The organism is Ruegeria sp. YTSC199 (assembly GCF_059609725.1).
In genome coordinates this window covers 1-11,633 of sequence record NZ_JBXWMF010000051.1, presented here as the reverse complement: position 1 = coordinate 11,633, position 11,633 = coordinate 1, and the positions used below count along the sequence as shown (strand labels likewise).

The 11,633-nt window shown below is 52.9% G+C and carries 13 protein-coding genes and 1 pseudogene; 6 read left to right on the top strand and 8 right to left on the bottom strand.

What is annotated here, in order from left to right:
- Positions 1 to 76 precede the first annotated feature (76 nt).
- A pseudogene (locus tag AC2FEE_RS25075) lies at positions 77 to 199 on the bottom strand (IS6 family transposase); the annotation flags it as partial.
- Positions 200 to 208: 9 nt separating this feature from the next.
- Entirely contained in the window at positions 209 to 445 is a 237-nt protein-coding gene (locus AC2FEE_RS25070; RefSeq protein WP_496868143.1) for a polymer-forming cytoskeletal protein, read from the bottom strand.
- Positions 446 to 914: 469 nt separating this feature from the next.
- On the opposite strand from AC2FEE_RS25070, the gene AC2FEE_RS25065 reads away from it, so the two are divergent.
- Positions 915 to 1,679: a hypothetical protein gene (locus tag AC2FEE_RS25065; protein WP_496868142.1), complete on the top strand. Its 765-nt coding sequence runs from the start codon at positions 915 to 917 to the stop codon at positions 1,677 to 1,679.
- Between the two features lie 423 nt (positions 1,680 to 2,102).
- Here AC2FEE_RS25065 and AC2FEE_RS25060 read toward each other — a convergent pair whose 3' ends face one another.
- On the bottom strand, positions 2,103 to 2,810 hold the full coding sequence (locus AC2FEE_RS25060) for an IS6 family transposase (protein ID WP_496868141.1): 708 nt from the start codon (positions 2,808 to 2,810) through the stop codon (positions 2,103 to 2,105).
- A gap of 88 nt (positions 2,811 to 2,898) precedes the next feature.
- Positions 2,899 to 3,180 (bottom strand): winged helix-turn-helix transcriptional regulator, encoded by a 282-nt coding sequence (locus AC2FEE_RS25055; RefSeq protein WP_496868140.1) that lies wholly within the window; start codon positions 3,178 to 3,180, stop codon positions 2,899 to 2,901.
- Between the two features lie 126 nt (positions 3,181 to 3,306).
- On the opposite strand from AC2FEE_RS25055, the gene AC2FEE_RS25050 reads away from it, so the two are divergent.
- Together AC2FEE_RS25050 and AC2FEE_RS25045 are read left to right on the top strand one after the other, a co-directional pair.
- The gene (locus AC2FEE_RS25050) at positions 3,307 to 4,227 is read left to right on the top strand and encodes an SMP-30/gluconolactonase/LRE family protein (protein WP_496868139.1); all 921 of its coding nucleotides are present in this window, start codon (positions 3,307 to 3,309) and stop codon (positions 4,225 to 4,227) included.
- Positions 4,227 to 4,820 carry a DUF1989 domain-containing protein gene (locus AC2FEE_RS25045; protein ID WP_496868138.1) on the top strand — a complete coding sequence of 198 codons (594 nt, stop codon included), beginning with the start codon at positions 4,227 to 4,229 and terminating at the stop codon, positions 4,818 to 4,820. The genes AC2FEE_RS25050 and AC2FEE_RS25045 overlap by 1 nt, the downstream gene beginning before the upstream one ends.
- Positions 4,821 to 5,103: 283 nt before the next feature.
- Here AC2FEE_RS25045 and AC2FEE_RS25040 read toward each other — a convergent pair whose 3' ends face one another.
- Positions 5,104 to 5,796: a class I SAM-dependent methyltransferase gene (locus AC2FEE_RS25040; RefSeq protein WP_496868137.1), complete on the bottom strand. Its 693-nt coding sequence runs from the start codon at positions 5,794 to 5,796 to the stop codon at positions 5,104 to 5,106.
- A gap of 51 nt (positions 5,797 to 5,847) precedes the next feature.
- Between AC2FEE_RS25040 and AC2FEE_RS25035 the strand changes: the two genes are divergently transcribed.
- A complete protein-coding gene (locus AC2FEE_RS25035) occupies positions 5,848 to 6,747 on the top strand; it encodes a LysR family transcriptional regulator (protein ID WP_496868136.1) in 900 nt (299 codons plus the stop codon).
- A gap of 16 nt (positions 6,748 to 6,763) precedes the next feature.
- A complete protein-coding gene (locus tag AC2FEE_RS25030) occupies positions 6,764 to 7,255 on the top strand; it encodes a P-loop nucleotide/nucleoside kinase family protein (RefSeq protein ID WP_496868135.1) in 492 nt (163 codons plus the stop codon).
- 462 nt (positions 7,256 to 7,717) lie between these two features.
- On the opposite strand, the gene AC2FEE_RS25025 is transcribed toward AC2FEE_RS25030, so the two are convergent.
- Positions 7,718 to 7,876: a hypothetical protein gene (locus tag AC2FEE_RS25025; RefSeq protein WP_496868145.1), complete on the bottom strand. Its 159-nt coding sequence runs from the start codon at positions 7,874 to 7,876 to the stop codon at positions 7,718 to 7,720.
- Here AC2FEE_RS25025 and AC2FEE_RS25020 point away from each other — a divergent pair.
- Entirely contained in the window at positions 7,839 to 9,746 is a 1,908-nt protein-coding gene (locus AC2FEE_RS25020; RefSeq protein WP_496868144.1) for a bifunctional 2',3'-cyclic-nucleotide 2'-phosphodiesterase/3'-nucleotidase, read from the top strand. The genes AC2FEE_RS25025 and AC2FEE_RS25020 overlap by 38 nt on opposite strands.
- A 272-nt stretch (positions 9,747 to 10,018) precedes the next feature.
- Here AC2FEE_RS25020 and AC2FEE_RS25015 read toward each other — a convergent pair whose 3' ends face one another.
- Complete coding sequence (locus AC2FEE_RS25015) at positions 10,019 to 11,251, bottom strand: AMP-binding protein (protein ID WP_496868134.1); 1,233 nt, start codon at positions 11,249 to 11,251, stop codon at positions 10,019 to 10,021.
- Positions 11,252 to 11,304: 53 nt separating this feature from the next.
- A partial coding sequence (locus tag AC2FEE_RS25010) for a DDE-type integrase/transposase/recombinase (RefSeq protein WP_496868133.1) occupies positions 11,305 to 11,633 on the bottom strand: 329 nt, incomplete at its 5' end.

Here is an 11,633-nt window from a genome sequence, read left to right as displayed (position 1 = left end):
CTGATGGTTACGATGAGCCTGAAATCCTCCGCTACGCAATCAACCTAGTCTGTTCCATGGGTGCTGATGGCAGACAGCGCTCATGCAGAAGATCTTCCACGTTCCGCAGCGACAGCGGAAACCGGACATACATCATAACCGCCGGGAGAATGATCTCTGGGCTGGTTTTGAAGTAGCGAAATGGATGGGGTTTTGTCATCCCGCGAAGCTACGGAACCACCCTACCTGCCTTGAGCCGGTTTCCTCTGACAATGCCTTCCTCAGCTTGTATGCCGCCTTTCACTTTTCCTGACGTTAGTATCTCGACGGATTTAGCGTGAACATTGCAACTGACCTTGCCAGCAACGGAGATGGCTCCGTCATTGGCGACTAAGTCCCCTTGAACCGCCAAGTCTTCTTGAATCACTGTAGCTGTCAAAATCTCTTCCTCACTGTCCTCTAACATTCAGGAATACGCGTCTCCGTAAAGAAATGCGGAGTTATGTGCCAATGGAATCTGATTTCCGCCGGCGGTGTCGCCACCCAATGAGTGACTCGTGAACGGCCGGTGGGGGAAGCCTCCTGTTTATTCGTGTCAAAAGTTGTGTGGTCCCGAAAGCAGGTCTAAGAACTCAAGATCCTATGTATTTCGCGACAAATAGTACCTAAAGCATAGGTTACAATTGTGTCGTAATCGCACTAATCCTCTCGCTTCATCTTTTTGAGAAGATGCAGAACTTGAACCTCTCCTCCAGGAATGTCAGCCTGATACGAAACCAGCGTCACGTGGGAAATGTCAGATGAGAACTCTTGTTCTAACGTGCTGCTTTGGAGCTATTTCCCTAGGATTTACAGCGTTACCGTCAGCTGCGCAGTCCCGGCTAGGTTGGGTGTATCAGGTTGATGGACTTGCTGCGTTTCAAGGGGACGCGGATTTGAGTGACGGTGGCGAATTCTCTGCAAGTCGAGCATTTCTACGTGCCACTGCGCTTTACAATCTGGAAGGAGGAAACTCCATTGGGCTTTCAACCAGCTTCGGCAAGCTGGATTATAGCTTCAGTCAATCGAACAATCAGCCATGGGAAAACATCCGTGACTTGCGCGTTGCTGTTCCCGTGCGATTTCGTGCAAGCGATACAGCAACAGTTTTTGTGTCACCACAGATCAGGTGGGACTATCAAAGTGGAGCTTCCGCATCTGATGGTAGGACCTACGGTGTTTTCGCGGGTATTGCTTGGCAATTAAACGAGCACCTGACGATAGGACCGGCATTTGGCGCGTTTTCTCAGTTTGACGATGGTGGTACAGATTTTTTTCCGGCCCTGCTGATCGATTGGGACATAAATGATCGCTGGAACTTGAACACTGGCTCAGGGATTGGGGCGACCCGAGGACCCGGGTTGACGCTGAGCTACGCGTTGAATGAGACCATAGACCTTTCATTGACTGCACGATCAGAGAGAATCCGATTCAGGTTGGATGGGGAAGGTCTCGCTCCGGACGGGGTGGGCGAAGACAAGAGTGTCCCTGTTGTTCTTTCCGTTGGATACAACCCAAATCCTGGAGTTTCATTAAGCGTATTTGCAGGCGCAGAATTTGACGGCCGTCTGACGCTAGATGATGCGAGTGGAACAGAAATCAGTCGGCAGAGCTATGAAACCGCTCCATTGGTCGGGCTGGCGTTTAGAGTAAGATTTTAATCTTAGTATTGAGACAGTTGGACAGTCGTGTGCGGAGTTTTCTTGCGACTGTGTTTGAATGCCTTCTAAGTCCGTGGAGCGGCCGCTCAGGAAAAATCTGCGAACGACCGCTTTGAGCTCAAAACACCGGATGCTGCAAGTCGCACAAATGGCCGCTATTCAACCTGTGCAGCACGCCATTTGGCTAGTATGCCGATCAAGATCAAGGTTGGACGAATGACCTCAAGCCTGGTTTTTAAGTATTTGACGGAGTTTGGTCTGGTCATTCCCAAACGCCACCCCACGCCCCGCTCAAGTGCAGTTAATATGACAAAACCTTTCATTTGTGTTCTGCTAAGAATGCCAAAGCGTCTCTCTCGAAACGTGGCCAGGTGCTATCAGACGAATTCGAACCAGTCTCAGTTTGACGCGGAAACCGTGAACCTATCCGGAACAAAGTTGACGCCACTCTGCGAGAGCGGCGGTGCGTGTTAGCTTGAATGTATCTCTGTTGGCGAGCGATCTTTCCTGGTTGAAGTGGTTGTATACGGAGGAATGGACGGAGGCGAATTTCTGTAAACTTCGCATGCGCCTGAAACGCTGCATTGCGCGTTCTCTTCGTCGGAACGGCAGGTGCGAATTCTCAACGCGGTTATTGAACCACCTGTCCGTCCTTTGTTTTTCGGGCGCACCCATTTCTCTGAGCGCAGCCTTGTAGGAAGCGAAGCGATCCGTCACGATCTCTTCTGCGCAGCCATGGCGCTTCATCAATTTCTTGAGGAATTTCAATGCCGCCTGCTTGTTTCGGCGTTTGGTGACAATGGCTTCCAGCACTTCGCCCTCATGATCTACGGCCCGCCAGAGGTAGTGTCTCTTGCAATTCACCTTCACAAAAACCTCATCCACGTGCCACTTGCATTTCGAGAAGGCCCGAAGTTGCTGGACTCGCTTTCGTCTGATCTCGGCGGCAAACATCGGGCCGAACCTGTTCCACCAATATCGGACGGTTTCGTGGCTCACTTCGATGCCTCGCTCGTGTAACAGATCGTCGACATTCCGAAGCGAGAGCGGGAAACGGATGTACAACATCACCGCAAGGCGGATGATCTCGGGACTGGTTTTAAAGTATTTGATAGAGGCAGGTCTGTTCATGGGCAAAAGCTACGCAACCGCCCTGCACCGCTCAAGCAAAGTTACTCTGACAAGACCATTCAATTTACGATTCTGAACGTCCGCGCTCCTATTCCTGAACGTGTAAGTGTTTCGCCCATTCCTTACTGAAGTCTCCGAGTGGGCAGAGATGATCGTAGAGGTGTTGTCCCAGATCAGTCGACGCATATCCTTCGGCAACGCGATGAACAAATCCCGCCGCCTGAAGCTCTTTCAGTCGGGTGTTGAGTGCCGCAGGTGAGATTGTTTCGCATTCTTCTTGCAGCCTTCGGAATGTGCATGGGCCAGCCTCGCTCAGCGTCCAAAGGACTCCCATAGCCCAGTGCCGTCCAAGCAGGTCGAACAGAGCCATAATGGGCGCGCCGCTTTTTGAACCACGGACAGGCTGACCTGGTATCGGTATCTTAGTCACTTGCTATACTTTCTGTAGCGCCCTATATTGCTATGTAATTTGTAGCAACCCGAGCCAGTATTGCCAATGATCAAGACAGACACTTACGAAATCCGTGATGATCGGTTCAAACGCAGCATCAAACTGGATGAGCCGATCGATCAAATCTGGACAGGCGGTAAATGGACAGAAGGACCGGTGTATTCTCCGACGTTCAGATGCCTGATCTGGAGTGACATTCCGAATGATCGACGGCTCCGCTGGGACGAACTAACCGGAGCAGTCGGAGACATCCGCTCAGGCCTCGGATGCTACACGAATGGCTCAACGCTCGACCGGCAAGGGCGGATCGTGGCTTGCGAGCATGGGACGCGCAGTGTCACCCGGATTGAGCATGATGGGTCGGTTACGACTCTGGCCAGTCACTTCGAGGGAAAGCTGTTCAACAGCCCCAACGATGTTGTGGTGCGATCAGATGACACGATCTGGTTCAGTGACCCGGCCTACGGAATCGAGTCTGACTACGAAGGATTTCAGGCAGACCCAGAGCTTGACGGTGAACATGTCTATCGTCTCGATCCGGCCACAGGCGATGTCACACAAGTGACTACTGACTTCGCCTGTCCGAATGGACTTGCATTTTCGCTAGACGAGCAAACGCTGTATATCGCTGACAGCGGTGGCACGCGTTACGCAAGCGGAGAGCATCATATCCGCGCGTTCTCCGTTAGTGCAGACGGCAAGCTCTCAGGCGGGGATGTCTTTGCTGAATGCGAAGAAGGCGTCTTTGATGGATTTCGGCTCGATACCCAAGGCCGTATCTGGACGAGCGCACAGGACGGCGTTCATTGTTACCACCCGGATGGCACGCTGCTGGGCAAGATTTTCGTCCCAGAAGAGGTCTCGAATGTTTGCTTTGGCGGGCCGAAACGCAATCGCCTGTTCATCACCGCCTCCACAAGCGTGTATGCGGTCCTCCTGCCAACAACCGGCGCTTTGCTGTTCTGATGGCAGAGGGTTTTATGCTGAAGGCCCGCACGGGCCGCGCGTTTCGTCTTGTGCAAGGCGCACAATTGAGAGTTACCAATACCTTCGGCTCTCAGGTGATCGACGTGTGGGCGTTCATGGCGGATGACATCGCCGAGTTCATGTCGATGGAACATACCCGCGTCCATTCCGACACTCCGACGCCGGTGAAGGGAACGATTTTTCGGTCTAACCGTCGGTGTCCCATGCTGGAGTTTAACGAAGACACGTCACCTGGTGTTCATGATTGGTTCTTCGCCGCCTGCGATCAGGCCCGCTATGAAATGCTGGGGTTCCAAGGGGCGCACGGGAATTGCAGCGACAATCTCAGGCAGGCGATGGCAGGACTTGGATACCCAATTGATCATGTGCCCTGTCCACTGAACCTGTTCGAAAACGCGCCGCTCCTTGACGGAGACACCGCAATCCATCCGCCCGTGAGCCGACCCGGCGACTTTATTGAGCTTACGGCGTTGGCCGATCTAATCATATGCTTGTCTGCGTGCCCTCAGGATTTGGCTGACACGAATGGAACCGAGCGCGAGCCGAGAGATGCCGAGGTTTCGATCATCTGACTGGAATTTTGCGCCGAAGCCGATATTGCCGCAGCTTGCAGCATCACGCACATTGGGTTCTCCTGACGCCTTCGCCGTGATTGGCACCAAGGGCCGGTCTGATATGAATCGACTTTCGCCGCACGCCGTATGGACAGTCAAGATGCGGACAATGCTGCCACTCGCAATCGCTTTTTGAAATCGGAAACAGACCTTTGTAACATCCGATTACTTGAGAATGGATGATATAGAACAATGTGATGCAAAGATCATTTCAAAGGACGAAGCTGCACGAACTGAAACTTCAAGATTTTTGCGCGACAATATAGCGACTCTGGAGCATCGAGGCTTGATCAGAAGTATAAAGGACTTCGAAGCCTGCGGACGCAATTTTCTTCTCAAGTACCGATCCAGACACGAAATTCACAAACGGGGCTTTCCCAAGGGCCTGCATGATTGGGATTGCGACCCGACTGATCATCACAAACTTGAAACCACCGCTCTCAGGTGCGCAGACGGTTTTGGATATGAAAAGCCCACCCGGTTTTGTCAGCGCAGAAATGTGCTCGAGCGCGTGGTCCAAATCGGGCAGAAGATGAAGCAAGTTATGCGCCAAGACCGCATCGTAAAAGCCTTCATCAAGACTGTGCTCGAGAACTTCGACCACCTTGAAAGTGACATTCTCCAACCCTTCTTTAGCAAGCTTCTCATCGGCAATCTCGATCATGCCCGGAGCGAGATCCGTGGCTGTGACATGGGCGACATTCGGTGCAAGCAGCAGCGCAGTTGAACCCGTCCCGCACCCGATTTCGAGTACACTGTCCTCCGCTTTCAGGTACGACTTGGTACGTTCCAGGGTTTTCAGATACCCTTCCATGTTGCGGATTGGGTCTGCCGCATACCTCTGCGAGATTTTGCTCCAGAACGCAGCATCCTTAGACAAAGCAGCCATTTCAATACTCTCTAACAAGGTTGTTGCCGTATCCTGTAGTTCCAAACATTCATTTATGGAATTGCCGTAATCTGCAGAAGTGTTATGCATAAATGCATGAACTGGAAAGCCATCAATTTCGACTGGAATCAGGTGCGGTCCTTTCTTGCGACAGCCGAAGAAGGCTCGTTTTCCGCAGCGGCGCGCGTTCTTGAGCAAACTCAACCCACTGTCGGCCGGCAGGTTGCTGCGCTGGAAATGGCACTTGGCATCACCCTGTTCGAAAGAGTCGGCAAGTCGCTTAATTTGACGACTGCCGGCGCCGAGCTTTTGTTGCATGTCAGAGAAATGGCGGATGTGGCAAACAGGATTTCACTTACTGCGACGAGCCAGTCGCAAGCTGTTGAAGGGCAAGTCAGGATAACTGCGTCCGATGTGATGTCTGCCTATCAGCTGCCGCCTATACTGAAAAAGATCCGACTTGCGGCACCGCGACTGGAGATAGACATCGTTGCTGCAAATGACATACGAGACATACAGCGACGTGAGGCTGATATTGCCATCCGACATGTACGTCCAACGCAGCCAGATCTGACGGCAAAGCTTGTCGCCGAGGCCACAGCACATTTCTACGCGGCACCTTCGTACCTTGACCAGGTTGGACGGCCAAAAAATGACGACGAACTCGCTAAGTTGGACTTCGTAGGATTGGGCGACATTGACACGATGATCGGTTTTCTCGATCCGGCGGGCATTAAGGTCACCCGAAAAAGCTTCCGGATTGGCTCACAAAGCGGGATTGTTTCCTGGGAGTTGGTGCGCCAAGGGTTTGGCATAAGTGTAATGTCGGATGACGTGGCTGCCCTAACACCCGGCGTCGAACGCGTGCTCCCCGACCGCGAGCCGTTTAAGTTCCCGATTTGGCTGGCGACGCACTCCGAGCTACATACCGCACGAAGGATCAGGTTGGTGTTTGATCAACTGGCGGACCAACTTAGCGCAGGGACTATCAGGTAATCCGGGAGTTCGCTCTATGTCACAGGCTATTCCAACGCTTCACTTGCTATGCGGCAAAGTTGCTTCTGGGAAATCAACTCTTGCAGCGAGACTTGCGAAAAGAGACAGGGCCGTGCTCATTTCAGAAGATGAATGGCTTAGCGCCCTGTTTGGGGATCAAATGAATTCCCTGCAGGATTATGTAAATTGCGCTTTGAAACTGCGACTGGTCATGGGACGTCACGTGTCTGCTCTGTTGAAGGCTGGCGTTTCAGTCGTTCTCGATTTTCCCGCGAACACAATTGAAAACAGGGTCTGGATGCGCGACTTGCTGGAAGACACTGCCGCGAAGCACCACCTTCATTTTTTGGATTTGCCAGATGAGGTTTGTTTGCACCGGCTGCACAAGCGCAACAGAGAAGGCGCGCATGCCTTTGCAGCAACGGAAGATCAATATCGGCGTATTGCGCGGTATTTCGTGCCACCATCACCCGAAGAAGGTTTTAACATCATAACTCACCGTCAGTAGCACCAGACATTCGAAATGTCGCGGAGGCGCTAAACATGTTTCGGCCGCCTGCTCTGTTCGACGAATGGCCAAATGCTCACAGGCAGCTTTCACTGGGTCTCAGGTTCGAAGTTTGCGCGACTACAAAAGGTGCATACCGGTGCCTCCTTCTTCAGTCAGGGCGACGGCAACGTCGGCAATGTCGTTCACGTCGATTATTGGTAATGTACGTCACTGGCGGGCATGGGCAACACACCGGCCAATGCCGGCTCCAGCAACCACCTTAAGAATAGTTTTGCGCCGAAAATGCAGCACGGGCGATGGTAAAAGCCCCTGATTTTTACACATACGTCGTCAAATAAGTCCTGAGTTGGTTTCACCTGATCCAATCATTTAGCAACTACATGGATATGGTGCATGGGCTCGTTCATACACCCTGAAATAAGTCTGTAAAATGTGCTAGAAGACACTGTCATAAGATCGTTATGCAATACCGGCAACAATTCTCATCGCCCGCCAACTCGAAAGGTGACCCATGTCTTTTTCCAAACGCTCGTCAATTTCGCGTCGCCAATTTCTTGCAACAACAGCCGGTGCAGCGGCCATCACCTTGCATCCTTTTTCAGTTTTGGCTTCCAACAATCAAGCGCATCTGCGCATCATGGAAACAACGGACATCCATGTTCATGTGTTCCCCTATGACTACTATGCTGACAAACCCCGTGACACCGTGGGCTTGTCCCGTACGGCCTCAATCATCAACGAAATTCGCGCTGAGGCGACAAATTCGATCTTGGTCGACAATGGTGACTTTCTTCAAGGGAACCCAATGGGCGACTATATCGCCTATGAGCGTGGCATGAAAGAAGGGGACGCGCACCCCATTATCACCGCGTTCAACACCGTTGGCTATGATGCCGCAACTTTGGGCAATCACGAATTCAACTACGGGCTGGATTTCCTGGAAAAATCACTCGCGGGTGCGGAGTTCCCGGTCGTTTTGGCCAATGTTTCAAAGGCACAAGGCGCAACTCCACGAGACGACAAAACGCTGATCAAACCATATACAATCATCGACCGTGAAATCGAAATGGGCGATGGGACCAAGCACTCTATCAAAATCGGTGTCATAGGCTTTACGCCACCGCAGATCATGAACTGGGACCGAAAGCATCTGGAAGGCAATGTTCAGGCCCGCGATATCGTCGAAACCGCGCGGGCATACGTGCCAGAGATGAAGGAACAAGGGTGTGACCTAATCATCGCCCTTTCACATTCTGGGATCGGCGACGCCAATCATGTGGAGGGTATGGAAAACGCCTCAGTCGTTTTGGCGGGTGTTGACGGAATCGACGCTCTGGTCACGGGGCACAATCACCTTGTCTTTCCCTCGCCGACATTTGCGGACCGACCCGGCATCGATGTCGAAACGGGCACCTTGATGGGCAAACCTGCTGTTATGGGCGGCTTCTGGGGCTCACATCTTGGGTTGCTGGACCTGCTGCTGGAACGGGAAGGAAATGAGTGGCGCGTGGTTACCTCCACGTCCGAGGCCCGCGCGATTTCCAAACGCAATGAAGACCGCTCAATCACCGCTTTGGTCGGAGACGATCAGAAGGTTCTCGACTCGGTTGCGAAGGATCACGACGAAACGCTCGCCTATGTCCGCCGAGCAGTGGGCAAAACATCTGCTCCATTGCACAGCTATTTTGCATTGGTTGCTGATGACCCGTCTGTACAGATCGTTTCGATCGCACAGAAATGGTATGTCGAAGAAATGCTGAAAGGCACCGAGCACGAGGGATTGCCGATCCTGTCAGCGGCGGCGCCGTTCAAGGCGGGTGGTCGCGGGGGCCCGGATTATTACACCGACGTCCCGGTCGGGGATGTTGCTATCAAAAATGTGGCTGATCTGTATCTTTATCCAAATACGGTGCGCGCGGTGCGAGTGAACGGTGTTCAGCTGCGTGGTTGGCTGGAGCGTTCGGCCGGTATGTTCAACCAGGTCGAGCGAGGCTCAGAGGATGCGGTTCTTCTGAATCCAGAGTTTCCATCCTACAATTTCGATGTAATGGATGGTGTGACATACCAGATCGATCTGTCACAGCCGTCGCGCTTTGGGCCAAAGGGCGAAGAGGTGAACCCCGACGCGGCCCGAATTGTGAACTTGTCCTTCCAAGGCGAACCGGTCACTGATGACATGGAGTTCATCATTGCCACAAACAATTATCGTGCATCGGGTGGCGGTTCATTCCCCGGCGCATTGGGTGATACAATCGTGTTCGAAGCCCCGGACACCAATCGCGATGTCATTGTGCGCTATATTGTCGAACAGGGAACGATCAACCCAAAAGCGGACGCCAACTGGTCATTTGCACCTCTGGAGAACACAACCGTGTTATTCGAGACCGGCCCAAAGGCCCGAGACTACATCGGCGATGTCAAAGGTGTTTTAATCGAAGACGCCGGAGATGGAACAGATGGCTTCGCGGCCTTCCGCATCAAGCTCTAGTGCAATCGCATGTGCATACCTTGAGGAGGTCGGAAGTCAACGAAAGCAGCTACCATCAGGCTTACGCTGACCGCCGCCTGCGATTTTAAAAGGCTATCAGCGGTCAGAAATGAACGTCCGAACTGGGCTCAAACCAGCCATCTGACGTTTTAGGTTGGGCATTGAGCTGGTTCAGACGGCATCAAGGTCGGCAGGGCGGGACAAAGCTGCAGCTCACTGCCCAGCAAATTTGCCATGCAGTTGAACGACGGAGCTTGTATTCGAGAGGTCGATCACGTAGCGCCTTCACTCGCTTGTCGAAGCAGGAACCTTTGAATTTTGCCGCTGGGTGTCTTCGGCAGTTCTTTGACGAATTCGATAAGCCGAGGATAGGCGTGCGCAGAAAGGCGCTGTTTGACATAATCCTTCAGCTCTTCAGCCAACTGGTCATTACCTTCTGTACCTTCCGCCAGTACGACTACCGCTTTCACTATTTCGGTCCTTTCCTTGTCAGGAACGCCTACGACCGCCGTTTCCGTCACAGCGGGATGTTCGATAAGAGCGCTTTCAACGTCAAACGGTCCGATGCGATAACCCGAAGAGGTGATAACGTCGTCGTTCCGACCAACGAACGTTATACATCCGTGTTCATCCCGCTCCACCGTGTCCCCAGTAAGATAGTATCCGTTCTTGATCGATTTGGTGCCCTTGTTCAGGTAGCCGCAAAAGAACAAGAGAGGTGAATCCGCGATTTTGACGGCCAATTGACCTGGCTCATTGAGTTCGGCAATGCTGCCGTCCTCAACCAGAACCTCAACCCTGTATCCTGGCATCACATAGCCTGCCGATCCCGGGCGTACAGGATGTTCGAGCCCGTGATGATTATTCACCAACATACCCGTTTCGGTCTGCCCATAATGATCCTTGATCGGCGCATTCAGTTCGGTCTCGAACCAGCGAATGACTTCGGGGTTCAGTGGCTCGCCTGCGCTGCTGATGCACCGGATCTGATCGCGCAGCTGTGACGCGCGCTCGATTCCGGCGGCGATGATTAGTCGAAACGCAGTAGGCGCGCCTGCAAAGTTAGTCACATTCAATCTCGAAATCACGTCATATGTACTGTCCACTGTGAATGGTCCCTCGACCAGAGTGGTTGCATGACCCAATAGTAGCGGGCCGATCAATGCATAGTAGAGACCATAGGCCCAGCCCGGGTCGGCAATGTTCCAGAAAACATCCTCATGCCGCAGACCGATCCCTTCGACCATGTACGATCGAAAGGCAGGCAGAGCCTTTAGGGGCACGGGAACTCCTTTTGCGGGACCTGTAGTTCCAGATGTCGCCATCATGAACATTAGGTCATCGCCGTTCCGCAGAACTGGGTCGAACTCAGCCGACTGCGCGGCCATTGATTGGCGGAAATCAATGTCTCCGCCAACAACCCCTTGTCGCGTGTCCACAATCATCGCGACAGGTGGACAACCTTCCACTTCGTCGAGTTTTTTGCGGTTCGCGGTGTCGGTCACGGTGCTGTCAGACGAATTCGAACTAGTCTCAGTTTGCCTCGGAAACCGCGAACCTATCCGGAACAAAGTTGACGCCACTCGCTAAGAGCGGCGGCGCGGGTCAGCTTGAAGGTATCTCGGCTGGTCAGCGATCTTTCCTGGTTGAAGTGGTTGTAGACGGAGGAATGGACGGAGGCGAATTTCTGTAAACTTCGCATACGCCTGAAACGCTGCATCGCGCGTTCGCGTCGTCGGAAAGGAAGGTGGGAATTCTCAACGCGGTTGTTGAGCCACCTGCCCGTCTGCTGTTTTTCAGTAGCACCAAGCTCTCTGAGCGCGGCTCTGTATGAGGCGAAGCGATCCGTGACGACGGTTTCCGCTTTACCGTGCCGCTTCATCAATT

Bases quoted from the DNA above. Each gene is read 5' to 3' on its own strand.
- AC2FEE_RS25055 (WP_496868140.1), bottom strand. From the start codon at position 3,180: ATGGCTCTGTTCGACCTGCTTGGACGGCACTGGGCTATGGGAGTCCTT.
- AC2FEE_RS25070 (WP_496868143.1), bottom strand. From the start codon at position 445: ATGTTAGAGGACAGTGAGGAAGAGATTTTGACAGCTACAGTGATTCAA.
- AC2FEE_RS25035 (WP_496868136.1), top strand. From the start codon at position 5,848: ATGAACTGGAAAGCCATCAATTTCGACTGGAATCAGGTGCGGTCCTTT.
- AC2FEE_RS25060 (WP_496868141.1), bottom strand. From the start codon at position 2,810: ATGAACAGACCTGCCTCTATCAAATACTTTAAAACCAGTCCCGAGATC.
- AC2FEE_RS25050 (WP_496868139.1), top strand. From the start codon at position 3,307: ATGATCAAGACAGACACTTACGAAATCCGTGATGATCGGTTCAAACGC.
- AC2FEE_RS25045 (WP_496868138.1), top strand. From the start codon at position 4,227: ATGGCAGAGGGTTTTATGCTGAAGGCCCGCACGGGCCGCGCGTTTCGT.
- AC2FEE_RS25030 (WP_496868135.1), top strand. From the start codon at position 6,764: ATGTCACAGGCTATTCCAACGCTTCACTTGCTATGCGGCAAAGTTGCT.